The organism is Bacillus sp. FSL W7-1085 (assembly GCF_038595035.1).
GTDB lineage: Bacteria > Bacillota > Bacilli > Bacillales > Bacillaceae > Bacillus > Bacillus altitudinis.
In genome coordinates, this window is record NZ_CP152000.1 from 2808335 (window position 1) to 2830312 (window position 21978).

At 43.2% G+C, this 21978-nt stretch carries 26 protein-coding genes; 1 reads left to right on the forward strand and 25 read right to left on the reverse strand.

Annotated features, from left to right (window positions below; genetic code table 11):
• Positions 1-6: 6 nt before the first annotated feature.
• The 9 genes from MKY11_RS14555 to MKY11_RS14595 are packed head-to-tail and all read right to left on the reverse strand — an operon-like array spanning position 7 to position 10010.
• Positions 7-930: a YmfQ family protein gene (locus tag MKY11_RS14555; protein ID WP_342501518.1), complete on the reverse strand. Its 924-nt coding sequence runs from the start codon at positions 928-930 to the stop codon at positions 7-9.
• Positions 917-1963 carry a baseplate J/gp47 family protein gene (locus MKY11_RS14560; protein WP_342501519.1) on the reverse strand — a complete coding sequence of 349 codons (1047 nt, stop codon included), beginning with the start codon at positions 1961-1963 and terminating at the stop codon, positions 917-919. Before MKY11_RS14560 ends, MKY11_RS14555 begins: the two co-directional genes overlap by 14 nt.
• Positions 1956-2384, reverse strand: coding sequence for a DUF2634 domain-containing protein (locus tag MKY11_RS14565; protein WP_342502112.1), 429 nt, complete (start codon positions 2382-2384; stop codon positions 1956-1958). Before MKY11_RS14565 ends, MKY11_RS14560 begins: the two co-directional genes overlap by 8 nt.
• Positions 2384-2665, reverse strand: coding sequence for a DUF2577 family protein (locus tag MKY11_RS14570; protein WP_025092914.1), 282 nt, complete (start codon positions 2663-2665; stop codon positions 2384-2386). Before MKY11_RS14570 ends, MKY11_RS14565 begins: the two co-directional genes overlap by 1 nt.
• Positions 2662-3753: a phage portal protein gene (locus MKY11_RS14575; RefSeq protein WP_342501520.1), complete on the reverse strand. Its 1092-nt coding sequence runs from the start codon at positions 3751-3753 to the stop codon at positions 2662-2664. The genes MKY11_RS14570 and MKY11_RS14575 overlap by 4 nt, the downstream gene beginning before the upstream one ends.
• 11 nt (positions 3754-3764) lie before the next feature.
• Positions 3765-4427, reverse strand: a complete 663-nt coding sequence (locus tag MKY11_RS14580) for a LysM peptidoglycan-binding domain-containing protein (RefSeq protein ID WP_342501521.1) — start codon at positions 4425-4427, stop codon at positions 3765-3767.
• The gene (locus tag MKY11_RS14585; RefSeq protein WP_342501522.1) at positions 4420-9381 is read right to left on the reverse strand and encodes a transglycosylase SLT domain-containing protein; all 4962 of its coding nucleotides are present in this window, start codon (positions 9379-9381) and stop codon (positions 4420-4422) included. Before MKY11_RS14585 ends, MKY11_RS14580 begins: the two co-directional genes overlap by 8 nt.
• 3 nt (positions 9382-9384) lie before the next feature.
• Positions 9385-9531: a hypothetical protein gene (locus MKY11_RS14590; protein ID WP_095117862.1), complete on the reverse strand. Its 147-nt coding sequence runs from the start codon at positions 9529-9531 to the stop codon at positions 9385-9387.
• A 29-nt stretch (positions 9532-9560) separates the two neighbouring features.
• On the reverse strand, positions 9561-10010 hold the full coding sequence (locus tag MKY11_RS14595) for a phage portal protein (RefSeq protein WP_342501523.1): 450 nt from the start codon (positions 10008-10010) through the stop codon (positions 9561-9563).
• A gap of 149 nt (positions 10011-10159) precedes the next feature.
• Here MKY11_RS14595 and MKY11_RS14600 point away from each other — a divergent pair, with 149 nt between their 5' ends.
• Positions 10160-10267 carry a putative holin-like toxin gene (locus MKY11_RS14600; protein ID WP_198303823.1) on the forward strand — a complete coding sequence of 36 codons (108 nt, stop codon included), beginning with the start codon at positions 10160-10162 and terminating at the stop codon, positions 10265-10267.
• 241 nt (positions 10268-10508) lie between these two features.
• Here the strand turns inward: MKY11_RS14600 and MKY11_RS14605 are convergent, their stop codons facing one another.
• The 16 genes from MKY11_RS14605 to MKY11_RS14680 all read right to left on the reverse strand — a co-directional run bounded on the left by MKY11_RS14605 (position 10509) and on the right by MKY11_RS14680 (position 21960).
• Positions 10509-10952, reverse strand: a complete 444-nt coding sequence (locus MKY11_RS14605) for a phage tail tube protein (protein ID WP_034282378.1) — start codon at positions 10950-10952, stop codon at positions 10509-10511.
• A gap of 1 nt (position 10953) precedes the next feature.
• Entirely contained in the window at positions 10954-12300 is a 1347-nt protein-coding gene (locus MKY11_RS14610; protein WP_342501524.1) for a phage tail sheath family protein, read from the reverse strand.
• Between the two features lie 2 nt (positions 12301-12302).
• On the reverse strand, positions 12303-12485 hold the full coding sequence (locus MKY11_RS14615; RefSeq protein WP_234833592.1) for a hypothetical protein: 183 nt from the start codon (positions 12483-12485) through the stop codon (positions 12303-12305).
• A 25-nt stretch (positions 12486-12510) separates the two neighbouring features.
• Positions 12511-12966 (reverse strand): DUF6838 family protein, encoded by a 456-nt coding sequence (locus MKY11_RS14620; RefSeq protein WP_342501525.1) that lies wholly within the window; start codon positions 12964-12966, stop codon positions 12511-12513.
• A 4-nt stretch (positions 12967-12970) separates the two neighbouring features.
• Positions 12971-13477: an HK97 gp10 family phage protein gene (locus MKY11_RS14625; protein ID WP_342501526.1), complete on the reverse strand. Its 507-nt coding sequence runs from the start codon at positions 13475-13477 to the stop codon at positions 12971-12973.
• Complete coding sequence (locus MKY11_RS14630) at positions 13474-13830, reverse strand: DUF3599 family protein (RefSeq protein WP_342501527.1); 357 nt, start codon at positions 13828-13830, stop codon at positions 13474-13476. Before MKY11_RS14630 ends, MKY11_RS14625 begins: the two co-directional genes overlap by 4 nt.
• Complete coding sequence (locus tag MKY11_RS14635) at positions 13827-14219, reverse strand: DUF3199 family protein (RefSeq protein WP_342501528.1); 393 nt, start codon at positions 14217-14219, stop codon at positions 13827-13829. Before MKY11_RS14635 ends, MKY11_RS14630 begins: the two co-directional genes overlap by 4 nt.
• A 5-nt stretch (positions 14220-14224) precedes the next feature.
• On the reverse strand, positions 14225-14614 hold the full coding sequence (locus MKY11_RS14640) for a YqbF domain-containing protein (protein WP_342501529.1): 390 nt from the start codon (positions 14612-14614) through the stop codon (positions 14225-14227).
• A 5-nt stretch (positions 14615-14619) separates the two neighbouring features.
• A complete protein-coding gene (locus tag MKY11_RS14645) occupies positions 14620-15543 on the reverse strand; it encodes a phage major capsid protein (protein WP_073979152.1) in 924 nt (307 codons plus the stop codon).
• 22 nt (positions 15544-15565) lie between these two features.
• A complete protein-coding gene (locus tag MKY11_RS14650; RefSeq protein WP_342501530.1) occupies positions 15566-16519 on the reverse strand; it encodes an XkdF-like putative serine protease domain-containing protein in 954 nt (317 codons plus the stop codon).
• A gap of 43 nt (positions 16520-16562) precedes the next feature.
• Positions 16563-16970: a hypothetical protein gene (locus tag MKY11_RS14655; protein WP_342501531.1), complete on the reverse strand. Its 408-nt coding sequence runs from the start codon at positions 16968-16970 to the stop codon at positions 16563-16565.
• Positions 16971-17047: 77 nt separating this feature from the next.
• The gene (locus tag MKY11_RS14660; protein ID WP_342501532.1) at positions 17048-17956 is read right to left on the reverse strand and encodes a phage minor head protein; all 909 of its coding nucleotides are present in this window, start codon (positions 17954-17956) and stop codon (positions 17048-17050) included.
• A complete protein-coding gene (locus tag MKY11_RS14665; protein ID WP_342501533.1) occupies positions 17953-19473 on the reverse strand; it encodes a phage portal protein in 1521 nt (506 codons plus the stop codon). Before MKY11_RS14665 ends, MKY11_RS14660 begins: the two co-directional genes overlap by 4 nt.
• Positions 19473-20768, reverse strand: a complete 1296-nt coding sequence (locus MKY11_RS14670; protein WP_342502113.1) for a PBSX family phage terminase large subunit — start codon at positions 20766-20768, stop codon at positions 19473-19475. The genes MKY11_RS14665 and MKY11_RS14670 overlap by 1 nt, the downstream gene beginning before the upstream one ends.
• A gap of 8 nt (positions 20769-20776) precedes the next feature.
• Positions 20777-21664, reverse strand: coding sequence for a phage terminase small subunit (terS, locus tag MKY11_RS14675; protein WP_342501534.1), 888 nt, complete (start codon positions 21662-21664; stop codon positions 20777-20779).
• 47 nt (positions 21665-21711) lie between these two features.
• Entirely contained in the window at positions 21712-21960 is a 249-nt protein-coding gene (locus MKY11_RS14680; RefSeq protein WP_342501535.1) for a hypothetical protein, read from the reverse strand.
• Positions 21961-21978: the final 18 nt, after the last annotated feature.

Consider the following 21978-nt stretch of genomic DNA (forward strand, 5'->3'; position numbering starts at 1 on the left):
CCTCCTTTATAAATCTATTTGTTTGGACGTGGCAGCTAGATATTTTGAACCGTCTAGCGGTACTGATCCATCAAGCGTCCAATATTTCTGTTTAATGATTACACTTCCGCTTTGCTCATTTGATACATGAGCAGCCATGCGGAATGTCATTTTCTTTTTTTCTTTTCTAACCTGATTGAAGCGCGATCGAAGCGTAAGAGCCGCTTGTTGATCCGTTTCATGTTTGGCTCCTACCATGACATATCTTGTACGGCCAGAAACTTTCATTTCTTTTTTGAGTTTCATGGTCATCTTTAGGGTTTGTCTGAAGCGCACTGGAATATCTGTTGAATTGCGTGATCCGCTAAGATAAAACGTACCATTTATTAAAAATTCACCATTGAGTAAGATGGGGATGTGATCAAAAAAGCCCACTCTGCTGCGCAGTGTGAGCCGGTTACGATAATCTTTGATTTCATGAACATCAGTATGATGAACGCTTGTGAATTTGTAAGCCAAATGAGCCGGTTTGAGATTTTCAAGTGTTTCAACGATGTATCTTGTGTTTTGCAGATCATCCAGGTTCACTCGTAAAGAGAAATGATAGCGGCCTGTCGTTAGACGAACCACTGCGCTAGGGTTCTTCAAGAACCGGTTCACTGCTCTTTCTAGTGATGCATACGTGATCGGTGGAATGTTGGACATGAGATTCAATATACGTGCCCTTCGCAATTCAATCGAGTCACCTGACTCACGCTGCACCTTCAGCATCCTTTCCCATCGATTAAGCCCCCACGTGGCTGTGATCGGAAAAAGCTGATCCGTCATATCAAAAATAGAATCGTCTAGCATTTCCATCTCAGGAGCTTCGGATTTCATGAGCTCATCAAAATCTGTGATCTCCGTTAGATAGGAAGGTAAATAGGCTTTCATATCATCATACTTGCTCATTGACGATCACCTGCCCTAGACGCGGGATTTCAATGTCTTGGAGCGGTAAGTTTTTTGCCTCACCGTTGATCAATACATCCGCATAATCAGACACACTATCCGCATGATACAAAATGTCATTGATCGCTGACATTCTGATCACGTTCTCCTCGAAAGCAAGTGATTTCAGGAGAGACTTGATCTTCTCTTCTATTTCTTGTTGAGCATCTTCCAGTGAATAGTCCATTTTGAGCTCCACGGATACGGACACCTCAACATCTTTCCACTTAGCACTCTCGATGGTTGCGGTAGCTCCAATCGGTGCTTGGCCTTCCCCTTCGCCCGGAACTGGATCAATGTACTCCTGCACCTTATTGACGAGCAGATCCGTCGCAACATCAAAATTCCCGTCAGTGATGACAACTTTCACTGTGCCTTCACCATTCCAGAGAGGAAAAACCTTCGCCCTGCCAACTCCTTCTACTTCTTCAGCCCACTTTTTATAGTGAGCTTTGTTGGCACTTACAGCTTCACGTCTTGCCCTCATCAAGTACCGCTCATAAAGAGCTTCATCATCTTCTTCCTCTTGCCCTGGTATCTTCAATTCTTCAAATATGACAGACTCAAGTCCTGGTATGTTATCGAGAGATAGGAGCGGCAGCTCTGCAAAATTTCCATTGCCTACAGCACCAGTGGTTTCACACTTCAGCGTGCCGTCAGATTGATATTGAAAATATAGACTGTCAATGTAGAACCTTGAGCCAATTGGTATTCTGATACCTTCAGGCGCGACTTCAACGGACCATACAGCACTTGTTGCCGCTTTACGTGTGATCCCAACTTCAGCAGCTCGTCTATCTAAAAATTCTCCCTGCGCTGTATCCGCAAAGACAAGATCGAATACCTGATCAAGCCATATATAAGATTGAGCAAGTTCCGCAGCTGCAGGAGCCAACGCATTCCATATCACGCTATTTTCACGTTTATCAATATCATCCGGTATACGTTCCAACATGCGTTCCATGATGGCTTCATAAGACTGTTCTTCAAACATCTTCGCCAATCACCTCCTCGATCTCCAAGGTTCCCTCATCTGTCACCACTTCAAATATCACCTTAAAGGTTGCCCCCTCTTTAGTGATCTCAAAATCTTGAACACTTTCGATTCTCTCATCAACAAGAAGTGCTTCTTCAATGAGCCGCGGGATCTCCATCTCCTTGTATTCGTCCGTTGATTCTTCATCAGACACAGCTTCTTGAACCTCACATCCTACATCATGGCTATAAACGGCATGTGAATATCGTTCCGTTCGCAAAGCCATATAGACAAATTGGCGAATGGCATCGAGACCATTAATCTTTTCATTGGTTAAACGGCCAGACTCAAAGTCGATTCGGTAGGTAGTCGAAGGTTCAACAATATCCTCTTCATCCTCCTCGAAATCTTCAATTTCTTCTTCTGGAGAGAGTGCCATCATGAACCACCTCCTACTACTTTATCTAAGATGTAAAACATCTGACCGCCTGTCATCGCAAGGACCATGACACTATCGCCTTCTTCTAGCTCATCATCTTCCCCCTCATCTAATCGGGCTGGCCAGATAAAGAGTTCTTCAGGAATGATGAGTTTGTCATTTTCGTTGAGCCTAACACTAAGAGGAGAAACAGATACAACATCACCGAGTATCAATTCCATTGGCGATTGTGCATCAACCGCATCGACGGCCAATCGCTTGATTGCATCGCTTAGTTTCATGACTGATTCCCCGTTGGGATTGTATTCTTTTCAACGACATCGATCGTCATGGTGTGTTTGGTTCCTTTAAATTCATGGCTGTCTTGATCGATCCAGTACGTTTTTTTAATGCCGATATCAGGAATGATAATGCGTACTGGCATGCCGCTTTGTAATCCAGGAATACCTAGAGCTTGAATACTTTTCAGCTCTTTTTTTACGCCTTTCTTTTGAGCCAGTCGGACATCTGCTCTCTTTTGCAGCTGTGCTTTGTTGATCTCTCCTGACACTCTTTCAACGTGCTGAAGGATACCGTATTTACTTCTAGCAGCACTATCATTCGCCACAGCCAACATCTCAATCTCTTTCTTTTGAGTGACAGTTTTCGGCTTCGTGGTTTTAGCTGTTTTCTTATCTTTGTCCTGATCAGTAGACTTTGATTTCTTTTTTTCCTTCTTCAGCACCTTAATTTTTTCCACATGTGTTGCTCTCATCTTCACACGTGTGGCCGTTTCCTCAATCGAGGTGCTGTACTGATAATCAATGAGATTCACGCCTGATTCAATGACCCATACTTCGGACGGATCAGGCCACGCTCTCAGCCCCATCTTTCCTTTAGCAGAATAGATTTGATAGTTACGCCCTGTTTGCTTCTTTGTTTCTTTCAACGCCTGCAGGATGATGTCATAAAGGCTTGTATCGTTTTTGAATACAAGTGATTTAATGACATGGCCAGTGTTAGCGATCGACGTCATCGGGATCTGAAAATCTTGACCAAGCCTCTTCATAATTTGATCAGCTCTCTTATTTGCAAATACATAGACATCCTGGTTCTTCACCAAATACTGAAGCATGTCGTAAGCAGTAAAAGTGAGCTTTTCGTCCTTCGGCGTTCTTGCAAACACTGTTCCTCGAAAGAGTTCTTTTCCTTTCCACTTGAAAAGAACCGTGTCTCCTTCTTTGATGCTGTAATACTTTTGACTTCCTTGTTTTGTAACGATTGTTGATTGTATTGAGCGGGGAGCCTGATACCTTTGCCCCCGAAGTGTCACACTCTCTGTCACAAGCTCATACATGGTTCCGCTTCTGATGGCAAAAAGCTCAATCAATGTCAGCCCCCCTATTGTGGTATTTTCAATTTTTGACCAGGGAAAATCCAATGCCCTGGTTGTCTAATATTGCGTCTACTTCGTTTGATCATTGCGGCTTTATTCGCATTCCAAATGCGGCGCCATTTTGTACTATCACCATAGAATCGGCCAGAAATATCCCACAATGTATCGCCCTTTTTAACGGTGTACACTTTTGGCGCGCCTTTTGAGCTGCGTTTTTTGCTGCTCTTTTTCGCTTTCCGTTTAATCTTCCTAGGTGATGCGGTTTTGTATTCTTTCAGCTGCAGGGTGAATTCTCGATCACCAACGTCATACGTACCTTCATTGTGATTGAAACTTTCTATACTGCATTGCATATTGATTTTGGTTCCTGTGACAATAAAACGTACAGGCTTTTTTGACTTCATGAATCGCTCTATTTTGGCAATCGCATTCTCTGGTGATGGAATACTTTTATATTCAGTGATCGGTGTATACTTCTTGGGAAAAAAGGCTGTAAATGAAATTTGGCGAGCCCCTGGTACATCCAAGAATGTGAGCTCGCCAAATTTTGATACTTTGATAGATTCATTTTGTACGTTGTTACTGAGTTCCAATTTCTCAGGAAGAACAGGGAATCGTAATTTGTCCTTCCCTTGTGAAATCCACATTTGATATTTTGATTTAGCCATCAATCACGACTCCCTTCGTTCCTGTGTTGATCTCTACTTCTAGTTCTTCAGCTATTGATCGTTTGATCTTTTCAACAAGTGAATCTTCATCTTGGCCGTTATGGAAGTGCTGATCACCATTAAAGTTAATGATGACCTGTTTTGAACCACCAGAAGCAGACGGTGCATTTGCTGTGCCAGCTGTTACTGTTTGGACCTGCCCTTGTGAAAGCTCAGATGATGTAGCGGTGGCCGGATCGTATACGTCCATTCCTAAAGCCTGTGCAGCTTGAGCCAACAAGTAGCGGCCACGTATGCCGCGCTCTTCAGGAATAATCCATTCACGCTTGTTTCCTTCACCCACTCTGGCGATTTGCTCTTGCGTGATTAAACCACCGTTTGCATAACCCTTATATGGTCCACCGTTTCTGATACTTCTCAATCCAGGCGTATTATAGACACTTCCATATCTGCCTTTGATGTAATTGATAGCAGCTGCAGCATTATGGATCGGGTTCCAGATGTCATTCATGCCGCTTGCTTTGTTTGAATTAAAGGTCGGATCAATGGTCTGCATTAATCCTTTAGACGGCGTTCCTCTCTTGGCGTTTGAATCCCATAGGTTGATCGCTTTCGGGTTTCCACGTGACTCATTCTGCGCGATCGTCATCAAACCAGGTAGCCAGCTCATCGATGTGCCGGTTGCCATTAAAGCAGCCATCAGCCACTGTTGAACACTCAGGTTAGATGCACCCATACCACTAAATGCAGCGATTAAGGAACCGGCTTGATTCTCTGCGAATTTCTTCACGTCAACTGAATCAAGACCTTTGACGACACCAATCGATGCGAATTTTCCAAGACTCATCATGACGCGTGAAGGGGAGTGAATGTCTAGCTCTTCCCTAAACGCCTGCTCCACTTTCTTGGCCATGTCCTTGGCTGCTTGTGTCACTTCGCTTCCTTTGGAACGCATGCCGCTGTTAAAGGCGTCAATCATTCCAGCTCCCCATGTAGGTGACTCTTGTCGAGCAGATACGAAGGGTTGCCTTACATTTTGATCTAAGAATTGACCTGTGCCAGTTGGTGTCATGTTTTGACCTGCAGCAAAGCCACTGACAGTTTGAACACCATACTGCGGAGTCGAAGTCTGAATTTGAGTAAATGGTTGCTTGATATTAGCTTGTTTCCATTGCTCCATTGAGATGACTTTATTATTTAGTCCCTTCTCAAATTCAGACGTGAACTGTTCCCCATATTTTGATGCGTTGCCCGCATCCCCAATTGATACCGATCCACTTGCAGACGTGGAAACTGATGACGCAGCCGCCGGTCTCATTGGAGAAGATGAGCTTGCTGGAGAGGTTGATGCACCGTTTGGCACAACAGACATTCCGAGATGTGAAGCAGCCTGAGCAAGTAGCATCTTCCCTCGACCTTTATTGTTTTCAGTTGGTATGACAAATTCTTTCCCTGCCTCGCCGATCCATGAAAGTGTTGGTTTTGTGATATAACCACCGGTGGCGTTATTTGCTGTTTTCTCTTTCTTTTTCAGGCCTGTTTTTTCTTCTCCTTTTTTCTCAAAGATATGAAATACATTTCCACTAATTTCTTTAACTTTACCGACTACATTCCCAACAATGTCAAATAAGCCTTTCCATGTGCTCGTTAACCTTTCAGCATGGTCTTTTAGCGGATTAAAAACATATTTTTCAAACCATCCACTCACTGTCTTCCAGATACCTTTGATAATTCTCCAGGCATCTTGGAATTTCTCCCACACGAAGGAAATCGCTGGTTCCGCATATTTCTTATATGGCTGCCATACGTTTTCATAAAACCAAGTAGAGAGTTTTTCCCACGTAGTTTTAATCCAATTCCACGTGTTTCTAAATAGATTCCAAACGAATATAATGGCTGGTAAAGCGTAAGTTTTAAACGGCTGCCACACATACTCATCGAACCAAGCTGCAAGTATCACCCATGTTGTTTTAATCCAGTTCCATGTACCTTTGAATAGATTCCAGATAAACATGATAGCTGGAATGCCATATGTCTTAAATGGTGTCCACACATATTCATTAAACCACTCAGACAATACTCCCCATGTCTCTTTGATCCAATTCCATGTATCAACAAGTTTATTCCATACCACACCAATGGCTTCTACTGCATATTGACCATATGGTTTCCATACCTTTTCCATGAACCAAGTTGATGCAACACCCCATATGGTTTTAATAATGTTCCAAGCAACGGTGAAAACACCAACCACAAAGTTGATGATTGGTACAACAAAGTTATAGATAGGTATGAATACTTTTTCCATGAACCAGTTAGAGACTTTCTCCCAAGTGGTTTTAATTTTTGTCCATGCTTTTTCAAAAAAACCACCAATTGGTTCAGCAACGTTGTCATTGAACCAAGTAGAAATATCTTTCCATGTATCTTTAATCCACTTGATTGCATCCTCTGACCATTTGACGATCTCATCCCATTTTTTCTTGATGGTTCCGTTGTCGAACATCTTTCCAATCCATTTGCCAAGATCACCGCCAAAGATGCTCCCTAAGATTCCACCGATTGCTGTTCCAATTCCAGGGGCGATCATTGTTCCGATTGCCGCTCCACCGATTCCGCCTCCTAGATTTCCTGTGAACCCACCGATCTTTTCACCTTTATTATCATTGTTGATGCCGATCAGTTCTGTGGCCGCAATCAGTGTACCGAGAATAGGAATACGTTTTCCGATGCTCTTTGCACCTTTACCGAGATTTCCTAAGAATCCACCGCCACGCCCTTGGTTTGGCGTTGTTGGACGTACTGGCTCACCTCTATTGATCCAAGGCTGACGATATTCAGGAGGTCGTTGGTTCCTTGGCGGTCTCCCTGCTCCTCCAGAACCTCCAATTACACCGCCGCTCGTTCCTGCTCCCATTCCTCCTCTTAAACCTTTTCCCCATTTGTAGGCAGCAAAGGCTCCTGAAAGGATGGATTTAAGCGGCTTTAATAAAGTGGCCACTTTTCCAAGGAATGCGAGTGCAAATGCATTGGCAATCAGTGCACCAGCAATTGAGCCTTCTCCAGTAAGGGCATTCCAGTTGATCTCACCTATCTTCTTGGCAATACGAATACCTAATTGCACAGGATCAAGAGCTTCTAAAAATGATTCAATGAATATCTTTCCTGCTTTGGCTCCTGCATCAGTGAAACTGTCCTCAGATGATTTGTCATCAATACCAAGCAGACCGTTGATCACGCCGTTTATGATGCCACCGTAAGTCTTCCCGACATTCTCGGCCATTTTGAAAAGACCAGGCTTTCCTGTCTTTTCCCACCATTCGCCAAAGACGTCTTTTGTATTATCTAAGACGAGCTTCCACCGAGTTTCAAAGTCCATTTTTCTGTATTTTTCTAGCTGTTCAAAGTGCTTCTTCAGCTTAGGGTTGTCCTTAAACTTGACCTTCAGTTCCTGTGTCTGTTTTTTGGTTAACTTCTCACCAGGAAACAAGATTTTGAACTGATCACCAATGAATCCGAAAACACTCTTCGTCGGATCAAGGAAGCTGTTAGCAAATTTCTTGCCCGCCTTTTCAGCTTTGTTTGATAGATCAGTCAGCACAAAGGAATATTCCCCACGCCATGTCCTGAACGCTTCTAACGCAGGTTGGAACGCAGCTGCTAGTCCTTTACCCCAAGGCATCAGGATGCTGTTGTTGATGAATGATTTGACACCCAGAAATAAGTTGGCCAAGTTGTCCGACATTTTGATCATCATGTCGTTGTATTTGCCAAACTCTTTAGTTACTTCTGGCCACGTTTTATTTATGTCCTTGCCGCTCTTTGCAAGTTTTTCGAGCTTACCTCTGGCATCACCAGAGATTGCCCCCATTTCCTGAAGCGCTGCCGTTGCGTCACCGATAGGACGCCCCGATTTAATGCCGTCATATAAACGCCCCATCCATAACGCAACTTCTGAGAATGGCCGCTGAACACCTGCAGCAACGTCACCAACTAGCTTCATGCCTTCTGTAGTCGATAGAGCGTTCCCTGTGAATACTTGGAGAACACGACTTGACTCGAAAATCTCATCACGAGTAAATGGCGTTTGACCAGCAAAGGCCGTCAGCTCGTCCAGACGTGCATCTGCTTTTCCTCTGCTGCCGAGCAGTGTTTCAAAAGCCGTGGTCATGTTCTGGCGATCCGCAACCATTTTGAGCGGCACGACAATACCACCTGTTGTACCGGCTCCTACTCCAAGCAACCCAAGTGTGCTGGTGACAGCTGACACGATCCCTCTCAATGGCTTTGTGATAAGATCAAGAACCTTGATTGTGGTTGTGTAAGTCCGTCCCAAGTGGGTATTTGCAAATGAGACAGCTCCACGTACTGGAGCGGTGAAACGATCGATCGCATTAATCGCCACCCTGTATTCAGTCCCTAACGTGTTTCGAGTATAAGACGCTATACGGCTGACAGTACGTCGGACCATATCAACAGCTCTAATTGTATAGCTGTATCCCCGACCAAGCTGACGCGCTGCATATGATGCAATACGTCTGATCCCTGCGGTTGCACGATCATGAACCGTTATGGCAAACCGCTCTACTTTGCCAAATTTACGATCGATGTAACGACGCAACCGAACAAGACCTGGTGTTGCCTGATCTTTAATGCGCATCAGCACACTATGAGTACGCGGCATCTTGCGTTGTAAGAAGCCATTGAACTTTCGTAGTGCTTTTGTGGCCAGATCATTTACATCAAGCGTCAGCTGATAAGTTCGCGCAAGATCGCGCAATACAAACCGTTGCACACGTCTTAATGCAATTGTGGCATTGTCCCTGATTCTTAAAGTGATTGGCCGCTCTGATCTGCGGCGCAATCTATCAAGTCGTTCTAAGTCCCCTCTGATCAAACGCAATTTACGCGTGATCCGGTCTTGTAAATCAAACCGAGCGGTTAAACGAGCCATGTCTTATCCCCCTTTCTTTGATTCTTTTTCTAACACTTCAAGTTTGTGGGCTATCAACCCAAACAAAAAGGCTTTGAATTGCCTTGGCGCTTCATAAACCTCTAAAAGCTGGGACGGGGAATAATGAAGTTCATGCATGCAGTAATACAGATACACCGCCTCTTTATTCCCGTCCTTTATTAGTTTTTTGCTTCTGTTTCAAGGTCCTCAATTTCATCTTCAAAACCGTTGACCTCAATGGCTTTGTTTAACCAGTTCGCATATTCACCGCCGACAGATAGGACACGCTTTGCCACTTCGACTGGATCTTGTGTGCCATATGCCTCACGCAATTCCTTTGATTTGAAATCCGGATAGATAGTAGATTCAACCGCAATACGTGCATAGAAGCGTTGAGAATCCAAGTCTTTCACACGTCCACGACCTTTAACATTTTTGAAAGTCGTGTTTTCTTTCTCCAGTTCATCGATGCGTTCAGTTGTAATGGCTTTGAATACGAATGGAATCACTTCACCCTTTTTATCAACAAAGCGCTTTGAAATGATTGATTTGATTTCTTCTGTTTCAGCTGTTTGTCCTGGCATAAAGAATGAAAGATCATATACGTTGTTTGTTTGTTTTTCGCTCATGTTTAAAAACTCCCTTTGATTTGTTTTTTGAATGCAAAAAAGCACATCCAATTTTTGAATGTGCTTTCCAATCTTTTCATGTATAATAGACATCGTACAATTTATCAAGGGCGGTCTGGCTCATCCCCGTTAGAAAGGGGGTGATGCTCATGTCAACGTTCGAAGCGATTAGTCTAATGATTGCTTTTGGGATTTTCACCGTAAGCATTCTGACTTTCGTAGTGACACTGTTGGCACTATTTAAAAAGAAAAAATAGACCTCCCTTGAGCCTTCGACCAGTTTAAGGGTAGAGTCTATTTTCTAAAAGTGCTTATTCTAACAAAGGATAAAGCCACGCTCTTGATGGTCAAAAAAATTGTACACTGTTCAAGAGCTAGGATGCTACCAACATCCTGGCTTCTTTTTATTCTACGCAAGTTGCAATTTAGATAAACCAACCGCAACAAATAATTATATATTGATTATATATTCGATTCTTCTATAAATCAAACTAGAAGTTAAAAAGAATCCTTCAACTTCTCAGGAAGATCAAAGTCCTCAAACGTGAAAGGAACCTCTTCTTCCAGTGCTTCTGAATCCACATCAAGCCCCGCGATCTTTGCAGAATCAAAGTTCACATCAAACAATGTGACACGTTCAGTGCCGCGGCCAGATGATTTGTCATCCAAAACTGCCTGAATGGTGAAGTACGGATCTTGTCCCTTCTTCACGTAATTCAGCATGAGCTGCACAAAACGTGATGTGACTTTATAGAAAGTCGCTGTGCCAGTACCATTCGCACCGGTTGTCTTGTGACCGGTCATACGACGGCCCATGACATTGACCTCTGATTTGTTTTTCTCCACGTTCGCTTCAAACGTTTTAATAAACGCCAATTCCTCACCATCGAGGAAAAGACGCCCTTCCTTACCTGAAATGGTATTCTGCGCTTTAAAAGCCATCTTATTTCACCTCTACATTGAAATAGAATTTTTCAGCTGCATCAACAGGTTGAACAGCTAGATCAATCAAGAAACCGTCACGATCTTCATTTAAGCTGATCGTGATGTCCGTTTCGGAGTCAAAGCCAGTGATTCCAGATCCGTCTTGGAGCTGCGTGAGATATTGCGTGATGAGAGTTTTCACCAGCTGAAGTCCATCATCAGATGCCGGAATGTCATTGCCATTTGCTTTGCGCAATTTAATTAAATCCTTCAATTCACGTGTGAGATCATTGTTGATCGCATCAAGCACACGAATGATCTTGTTTTTAGCAAATGTCTTGTTCTTCTCTGTTGTGTAAGTCGTTAAAGAGTTAATGTCCTTCTCAACGCTTACTGTGCGATCTCTCGCATCAAATGTGAACAAGAATTCGCCTTGTGATAAACGGTATTCCACTTGATCATTATCAAGACGCTCTAACGTATCCACAGCCCCTTCATATTCAACAAAGGTTAACGACTGATTGAAGTTTGCTCCTGCAGATGCACCGGCCACCCATGCAGTTGCTTTGGCTGGCGTGATCTCTGTGCCGTCTTCTAGCAGAACACCGCTTGTGACATTGATAATTCCTTCATGATCAGCCGGATAGTTTGCCAAAACACCTTGCACCTTACGCCCTTGATCATCACGCAAACGCTTGACGAAGGCCACAAATGTCGCTTTTAACTGCTCGCTAGTGTTATTAGGCAGCGCGATCACGTCAAAGTATTCTGTTTCAGCTGCTTCTAAGAAGGCTGTATAATCTGCCACGCTTGGCACACCATTTTTCCCGCCGCTTAGTGTTACACCAGCGGTAATCGTCACTTCACCTTCACCAGAGAACGAAACATATTTGTTTTGCTTCAGCTCTTTGACATCAGTGACAACCTGCTTATCAACAATGTCTGTACCAACGTATGTCACCACATCACGCTTGGAGCTATCCAATACGTTTTCAGTGACTTGGATCGTGACCTCATTCCCTTTCTGTCCACCATAATTAGCAAGAACGTTGAAATTCTCGCTGATCTGAGCCTTTGCTGGCTCACCTTCATTCAGACGGTAAAGCAAGACCGTTTGTGCTTTTTTCTTCGCTTCTCGGAAAAGAAGCAGTGACTTGTCATCGATATTTAATCCGACTTTTTTATTTAAGTCCTCGATGCCTGAGATAGAGATAAACGTCTTCGGCTCTCCCCAACTCATCGTGATTGGAAGTGCAACGGTTCCGCGATTACCTAACGTGATACGTTGCTGTGCTGTGGTTTTGAAATTGAAGTAGATACCAGGACGCTTCTTTTCTGTACCTAGTGTGAAAGTACCTCCATTCATGCTTAAACCTCCTTAGACAAAAAAGCATCAATCTGCTTCTTTGCTTCTGTTTTTGTAATTGGTTGATCTTTGATATAAAAAAGAGCACCTTCAAGGATTTCAGGCTTTACGCCAAACAATTCCTTGCTGTGCTCTTTCAAGGCTTCAAATGAGAACCCTGGTTCCTTTGGAATAACCGGTGTCACTTTTTCTTCTTTCACCGGCTCGTTTTTATTCTTGGCCACTTTTTATCACCCCATCTGAAAAATTTATGTCGTCAAGGCTTGGCTGCGCGTCTCGGTTGTACCAATAGGCACTATCCCATGTGAGGACAATCGTTGCCACGCCTTGATCACCATTCCTAGTTTCCGCCCTCTTAATGCGGACATAATCATCAAGCGGTTCACCTTCTTCACTGACCATTTGAATGATGTTTCGATCAGCTGATAAGGCATCAATGATTGTTTCTGCCGCATCATGAGCCTGTCCAGAATCTTTGTGAAACACTTTAATATGCAGCGTGTATGTTTTGAGGAACGTTGAAACAGTATCGTTTCTTGTATTTGTCCATGCTGCAGGAAAGTACATCGATGGGACCTGAAATTGTTCGGGAATCTCTTTTTCATATACTTTCACCGGAAACCGCTTGTAACAATAATGCATGATGGCGCCGATTTCTTGATTCATTTAATCACCGCCAAAATTGTTCATCGATCCATTGCTGCAGCTTGCGTTCCAATGAATGTTCAAACATCTGTTCGAAAATTGAAAGTGCATTTTCCCAATAGCCGCTGCCCTCAACCCATTGAAATTTTAGGAGCATCCCTGTTTCGGCATTTGGGTCATATTCAAATCTGTCACCAACCCACCTACCAGGAACCCAACGTCTGTCCTGATTCTTGGAGGGATCAATGGTAAAGTGGCCATCGTTTGTGTACGATGCGTATTCCAAGTTGGTCCCAACATCAAGAGTAAGTCCACCGCTACTCATTGAAAAGACGTTTTCTTGGTCTCCTTTTTGGAATGAGTTGAGCAAACGACGAGCATCCACTGTTTTTGTACGAATGACCTCATCCTGAACAATATCCAAGAACTCATAACCCATCGCTTCCAACCACTCTTCATATTCAGCTTGCAAGCCGCCATTAACAGCTGCATTCAAGTCCTCAATGAATTGATCAAGACCATCAATCCTCATAGGCTTCCACTCCTCATCGCTACCACCTCAACGTGGTGATTTTTGATCCGTCTGGGCTTTTGCAGTTTCAAAGTAATGCCTTCCCATACTACTTTGTCATTTAGACGAACATCAGCGGTAATAGGAAAATGAACAAGATACGATTGATGAATGGTTGCATTTGGCTCCTGCTGTGTGATGTTTTGATTTCTCTCTGTGAAGTAACATGCTTGATCAACTTGATCAGGCTCATCAGGATATGAAAAGACCGGTTGCGCATCTTGGGCAGGTATTCCATAGCGATCTTTTGACAGCTGCTCATTCTGTAAGTGGAAAATATCGCATCGATCCGTTAATAATGATTGATAGCTCATAGCGATCTCAACCTTAACTTGACGTTACCTGGATCTTCTGGCACTTCTCCAGGCTCAATGAAATCTATCAACAGGTTATACACATCTGGCTTTGAAATGGCGTTACCATCTGCCAAGGTGTATGAATAGTCACCAATCTTTTCCGACTTGTACCCTTTTATGATTGATTCATCGCCGTTGATCAATGCGAAGAACTGCGCCATTTTAATCAATGCGATCTTTGCCTTTTCAGGGAGCGGCTGATATTTTTCACTTGTGAAATCATGACCTGCAATCTTAAATACCTCAGCTTCAGCCTCAATGATGTCACTTTCCAATAGTTCCTCCGAACGGTTTTTCACGCTCTCGAATACGGTATAAGCCCTAACTTCTTCAGGAGAGATCAGCATCAGCCTTACTCTCCTGCTTTTTCTTGATGCTCAAGGATGAAGGCAATTCTCTCACTCTTATCTTTGAGCTGAGTCGGATCGCCGCCAAGATCAATAACAATGGCTTCTTGTTCAGTTTTGTTCATGCCCTTCAGTTCTGATTCAGTGTAGATTTTTTGTTCTTGTTGCGGTTCTTCTTCGGCCTCTTTTGGTTCTGCCTCTTCCGATGGCTTTTCTTTTGTTTGATCATCCGTTTTTGGATCATCAACAGGAGCTTTCACTTCCTTACAAGAGAAAAAATCATTGCCATTGAGATATTGAAAGACCTTTTTCTCAATCTCTTTTTCCTGATTTAAAAGAAAGACATGACCCATAACAGAGTATGTCTTTCCCTTGATCAATTCAGCTGTATACATATTGATCACTCCTTGACCTTGATGATCTTAGCAACAGCATCCTCTTCCTCAAATTTGCTGTCGAGCTTCGCAGTAAGGACGATAATGAACTTACGATTACGGATGTCTTTATCAACCTCAATACGGATATTACGAGAGAAGCCCAAGATGATGTTTTTTGGATGAGTCAATAAAATGTCTGAAACATCTGTGCCGTCCGCATCATACGGTTGCATGTTTGCAATTCCTTTGACTGGAACACCGAATGCAGAAGAAAGTCCACCTTGTACAGCTGCATCCCCTAGATTCGTTTGACGATCCGCTACTTTGTCTTTCCACTCGACCTCTTGCCCTGGAGAAGAATAGAAGCGGAACTCTTGTGGGACGCGCAAATATTTTGGTGGAACAGCTTTGTATCCTTGTTTGAATACTTGACGTGTAAGTGGTTCACCAGCAACATCTACGATATGAGATGTGGCTTGCTTTCGGATACCATCAAGCTGCGCAAGGTAAGTATCCTCAGATTTTGTATCACCATTTAGGATCAATTCTTCAATATCTACTGCCGCTCGTTCCGCCAGCATTTGCATGATGGTGTTTTGCAAAGCATCGCCCTCGATGTTATTTTCAAGTGTGTCATACGTAATATTCACTTCTGCGATGACTTCTTTTGCATTAAGCTCCACAGTGCTTGTTGTTGGTGCAACTCGATCACTTGCAGGAACTGCCTTTCCTTCCACACCAGGACGAAGAATCCGCTGACCAAAACCAATTTTTTCAATTTTTTGTGCATCGCTATCCATTGGAATGACACGTGCATCTTGTAGCAGTGTTGGTGCATTTTGCACCATACGAATAAATGTGCTAGATTGGGTCGGATTCATGAGACCGCCTGTCTTTAATGTACCAAGCGTCACTTCCGCTTTGTTAATTACCTCTTGATTTCTCACTCTAGTTCCTCCTTTTCTCGGCTTAAAGCAAGCCGCCCCATACCGTTTCAGATTTTTGTAAGTCTTGTTGTTGATCTCCTACTCCATTACCTTGCGGACGTGCCTTTTCCAGTGCTTCGACTCTATCGACTACTGGAGCCAATGCCTTTTCTACAGCTGCGGCCAGTTCTTTTGCGACCTCTTCGTCAATGTGTTTTTCTTGCGGATCAGGTTGCTGCTCGCCTTCTCCTTTTTCAAGGTCATCCAAGCGCTTTACAACCGGTGCAATTGTGTCCTCTAGCATCTTTTGCAGTTCTTCTTTGTTCACTTCTTCGTTCTCCTCCTTCTCTTCCGCTTGACTTAGTAAGTTGTCAATAGCGGCTCTTGCATTTTTCAGCTCATTTAGATTGGCAGCAGAAAACTTTTTACCTGCCTTTGTCACTTCTGTCTCAGGCTTCTCATTCTTCAAAAAGAAGTTTTTGAGCAAAGAAAAAAGCCCCTTCTCATCAGAAGCTGGCTCACGCTCTTGTTTTCCTATGTCTGCTGTTCCCGCCATTGAATATCCGGTGATCTCGCCCTTTTGAATCTGTTCCCAAATTTCATCGGAAGCCTTCGTCACAAGGACCCACGATCCTTTCTTGATCACTTCACCGCCCATTTCAAAATCAGACGGAGCAATGTACGATTCAACGACTTCCCCGACACCACCTTGGAAATCATGTTGCTTGTCAATATGACGGGCATCCTTCAAGAATCCATGAGCGGCTTTTTCGATCTCTTTTGGTGTCATGTAATCTCCATGAGCATCCGCAACGTGTGGTTCGTATACAATTCCATATACAAGACGCTGTGCATCATCAGCCTTCGCAAGGACCTTGATCTCTTTTTGAAAGTCTGGCTGTTTTTCTGATTTCATAAAAAAGAACTGCTTTTGATTAGCAGCCTTGTCTACGTATGAAACGTGTGTGATTTTTGCATTAATCAATTCCCGTGGCAATTCATTCACCTCCTTTCAAAAAGAAAGCTCAACGTCAACGACGTTAAGCAGTAATATCTCGATTAAATGTACCTAGTTCAATTTTAAACTTACCAGCCCTTGCCCAGATTGCAAAACGTACGTTCACTCCATTTTCAATTGGACAACAGCTAATGTATCTCATATAGATTTTTGCTTCACCTATACTGAAAAGATCAATGTCACCAGGCTGATAACATTCATCTAAAATTTGAACACATTGTTCCCACTTTTTATTTCCTTTATAAAGCACAGTTAAACATAACTCTCCACCTCTAAATGTTACATCGAAATCGAAGTCTCCCCAGTCAGGCCATGGAATAGGAAAACTTGTCGTTCCTTGCAAAGTGTCTTTAGTGTCTATTTCTAGCACCAAATACATTTTCCCATTTCGTGTGAAACTTGAAACTACTTCACTTTTGATATTACTCATTTTAAAAATACCTCCAAATTAGTTTTCAGAGATATTTTAATCAATATATTTTTAAAGATTCATGCCTTCTTTTTCCTCTAAAATACCTCGTTAAGACGTATTTTTTCTTTCTCTTCAACCGACAATCCTAGAATAACAGGATCAACCACAGGACCAACCGCACAATGACAGTTCACTCGCTCTTTTGGCGTGAGCTGTGTATCTCTCGGAAACATGCAGCGCTCTCCGCTTCCTGGTATCTCAAATTCTTCATCGAGAGGGATGATAGTTCCATCCAGCTGCACATGACTTTCTCTTGACTGATTCTTTTTCCCTCCACTATGCTTCCACTTCTTCCCCGTTACAGCTGGAGATTGTACATATGATTCATGTTGAGCGACAGAAGAAGCGGTCAACACTTCAGTTACAGCTGTCACACGTGCGCGCTTCCGGCTGAATTCAGGAAGGTCCTTCAGCTCCAATTCAATCTCCTGGATAGAGTGGCCTTCTTTTATTCCCTCTTTCAGCGTTTGTTCAATAGCTGCATGAGTATTCAGCTTCATCAGCCGCGCCAACTCTGTCGACCATGATTCAATCCACTGTTCAGTTTTCTCAGAAAGCACCTTGAATGGAATATCTGCATCGATGGAATGCATGATCTTCTCAGCCAGCTGCGTGACGGTAAGTGTTAGAAAGACAGCAGTTTCTTTTCCGAACAACTCCGCAAATTCATCAACTGCGAACAAGTCATTTTGGAAGAACGCTAGAATTGATTCTAACGTCTCCGAATCATCCTTGGATATAAAACCATTCAAAGCATTTAAAAACGTCCTGCGTTGCAATCTGAGAAGTTTTGCGGCGGTTTTCTCGTACTCTTCCACCAAAGAAGGGATATCCTCCAGTTCAGGGAAATCTGCTACAGCTGCTTCAAGTTCCTTGACCTCATCTTCCTCCGCTTTTTGCACAAAGGTATTGATGTTTTTTATCAGCTGATCGATCTTGCTCATTTGCGGATCTCCTCTAGTTCATCCCTAAGGTCTTTGAGGATAGATACCAATTCATTGTTAGTGCCCGCAGACTTTTGAAAAACCGTATCAAGTAAGCTAGTTGATGCCTTTGGCTTCGCCTCAATTGGTCGGTGATATTCTTCCTCTGGCCATTCTTCAAGTGTCTTACCAAGAATACGGCCAGCCAGATCACGCAGATCATTCGGTGAAACCGCTCCTGCTTGAATAAACGGCGTAAGGACCTTTGCAATTTCGAGCGGATCACGAAAGTCAGGACCATTTAATATAAGGCGCACATGCCAGAGATCGAGATCAGGAAGAAAGAGTGTATTGAGCTTGCCAGTGATGATCATTCTCTCTGGCTGAAATACCTGTTCCTCAGTTGTCTTACGAGCGGTGTCAGCTGTCGCCTTGTTATAATCCTGTGATTCACCTGTGTAGATCGGCGGCAGACGGAAAGAAGAACGTATCTTATTTCTCGTCTTCTCGTCGTATTCAAGGAACAGAGCATCTTCCTGGAGAATCTCGGCTAGTGATTTTATATCTACCTTTACATTAGCTGGCTCTTCATCATTTGATAGCTCATCCTTTTTCGGAATCCCTTCCACTTCGAGTAACAGGAATTTATGTGCATTGTCTGATCCCTCGATGCCGTTCATGTATTCCTGCAACTGTTCGTACGAGGATTCAGACAGCATGCCATTTTCCACTGTGATGGCTGCCGGCACATGCCGCCCTTGCTTAAAATACAGATAGTTCAGTTCTTCAGCTTTGCGGGCTCCATACATATTGACGATGTTACCAATCCAACGAGGAACACCATATGTACCGCTGCCTATCTTGAAGTGAATGACTTCGCTTGCTACAAGATTAGAAGGAGTGTCTTCGCTGTATTCTCCCGTAGAAGCGTTCAATGTTCTTGGATCGCCGTATTCTTTGAAGAATACTTTTTTAGTGTTGACTTGCTGCACATACTTTCTGAACCGTTTCATTCTTTTCATGGTCTTAACTTCACCATGATCTGTATACTTAAAGTCGATCTCAACGGAATCGCCTAACTTACAAACACGAATATATTGTGCATCCAGATATTCAATACCTGCAGGCTTCCCTGTACCTTCTCGCAGCACTTCGACAAATCCATTCCCTGTTTTCTCTCGGTCTTCTATCACATAACCAAGGACCACTTCGGCTGACTCATCATAGTTCATATATCTGGCAAACTCTTCAAGCCTTGTCCATTCTTTCTCAGCTGCCTTTTTCTTTCCCTCTGTTGCGTTCTCAGCGTTGAAGTCGAAAGTGTATTCAACTCCCAATCCGAAACCTAGAATATTTGTTTTATATGCATCTATACATTGTTGAAGAATGGTAGAATACTCGGCCATTTGTTTGAGCTCTTTGATATTGTATGGCGGCTCGATCACATCATCAGCATCGTAATTAAATCCATCATCATAAATCTGCTTAGTGGTTTCAGACACATTGGCCTTCATCACTGTTGCTCTGACCGTTTTCATCAGCGTGACCTCCTTTCTCTGTTCGGGCGTGTCCGCTCTTTTGGTTTCTCTTTCAGGTCGGTTACCTCATAGTCATCAAGCGCATACCAGATGGCTGAAAAGGTATGAGGATCAATTTTAAACTCGTCCTCTATGATATTGCCATTCTTGTCCGTCTTGTACGTGAGCGGCTGAAGCTCATAGATTGTGTTTGTGCATGAGTCGGAACAAATGATTTTCTTAAACCGCTTGATCTTCTTGGTGTACTGCAAGCGTGATCCTTGAAATTTATGAGCAGCCACCATGTTGTATCCCATCTTGCGGAAATACGCGATTGTCTTTTGTTCATTGTCGGCCTTTATGAGCTCTTTTGTTTCAATGAACTCTTTCAAGTCCTCGACAGTAACATCATCAGTCTTGCCACGATCGTAATATTCCCAATAGATGTATAGATACTTCTTCTCGTGATCCACAGCCAACCTAACAACAGCGTTATATGAATCAACGAAACCAAAGTCCATGCCCGCTCTAAGCAAAGGTCGATTGATATTTGAGATGGCCAGCATCACATCTTCATGCGGCTGCACCTCGAATTGAGGAAGAACACGAATTCCGTTAACGCCAAAATGACCTTTTCGGGCTATGCGATAAAGGTCGGGATCATATTCCTTTAGTTCGTCCAGCTGCTTGATGTAACTGACCGGAAGGAACAAGTTATCTTCAGCTGTAGAATGATGATAGTACGTATCGTTGATAGCGATCGTTCTTTCTTTGTATAACTTTTCATCATCCAGGATAAATCGGTTGTTTTGATCATCCTTAAAGAAATGTCTGTACGTCCAATTATCCTGACCGACAGGGTTAGTTGATAGGATCATGTGCAAATCCAAAGTTGGGTGACGCAAACGACCAAGCAGCTCCTTGAATCCTTCATACTTCACTTCTGAACATTCCTCAATCCAGATGATCGAGATGTTGTTGATCGACTTCAATTTGGCTGGCTTGTCCAACCCTTTGAAGATGATCCGGCTGCCATTGTGAAATTTAAGCATGAGCGGTGATGTGCGGCACTGAATGACATGATCGAGTCCAAGATCATTCACGATCTCTTCAAATAAAGAAAACGTGGAATCTCTGTGCGTGTCATAGACTTCACGAATCACAAGGGCTGTTCTCTTTTCATCCAGTAACTTTAAGATGAGTTTCAGCGCAATGTGATAGCTTTTAGATGATCCATAACCACCCACCAAGAACTGAAACTTCTGATCCCAGTCAAAAAGAAAGTCCTCAAAGTGTGGATTGACCTCTTTTTCCATCAGTTGCATCAGCCATCACCTTTTTTCTTTGCTCTCTTTATAGTAATTTGAACCGAATCATCAACAGGGCGTGCGGTAATCCGCTCCAGTTCTGCTTCTCTCGTTCGGTTTGCAAGATCGAGACCACGAAGCCTCAATTCATATTCAGACATAGTTTTCATTATGTCGACTTTCTGCCTAATGGCTTTATCACGTTGTGCGGTCACACGTGTCAGAGCATCTTCTATGCTCAATATCTTCTCCAGCAGCGGTGAATCTGTCTCCTCAATCTGGACGACTGCTAGACGTTCATTAGTTATCGGAACAGCTTTAATCAGACCATTTTTATCTGGAGCCTGTACAACGTCTTTCATCTTCCGCATTTGCTGCAAAACTGTCCGCTGCTTATCAGTCAATCCATTCTCATATTTAGTGATCAAGCGCATCATTCTTGTTTCACGAACGCTCAATAATCGTATTGATAGATCAATTTGGTACAGAGGATCGGTCTCAACTTCAGTAAATAGCTTCTGTTCCTTTTCATCCATGTACTCAAACATGATCGTTTCATATTCACCGGTCTTGAATGAATTTTTGTTCCCTTTAGGAGCTGCGCCACCCCTGTTGCCTTTAGCATTTTGGTTACCAGGTGGCGCTTTACCTCCTTTATTACCTCTGGCGTTTTTACTCCCTTTCGGAGCGCCAGGACGTTTAGTAACGTTACCATTGGATTTCCCTTTTGGTTTAGTAACGTTACCATTCAATTTCTCATCCCAAGAGTCTTGGTTCTTCCATTTGCGGATAAGCGTTTGGGAACACTCTAACTCTTCAGCAATGTCTTTCAGTAAGCGGGTTCCATTGCTTTCCTTCCACAACTGGAATGCCTGATCTCTTTTAGGATTTCTCGGTCTAGCCATTACATATCACCCACCTCCGAGCTACTGAATTAAGTTTGAGTTTGTTTTCAAATATCGTCATGCTTCTGAAGATCGATGTCGAGTTCTATGAGCTTCTTCAGATCTTCTACTGAAGACAATTCGATGTTGCCTTCTTTAAAATCTCTCACCCATTGAGTGATGCAAGCCTGTGCAATTTTGCGATAATTCTCTTTTGATTTATCTATACCTTCAGCCTGTTCAGCTTGAATAGTCATAAGCATTTCCATCTTTTCTTCGTCAGAAAGGGAACGTGTGTTTGTATTTTCTATTGTCATTCTCCCTGTCCTCCATTA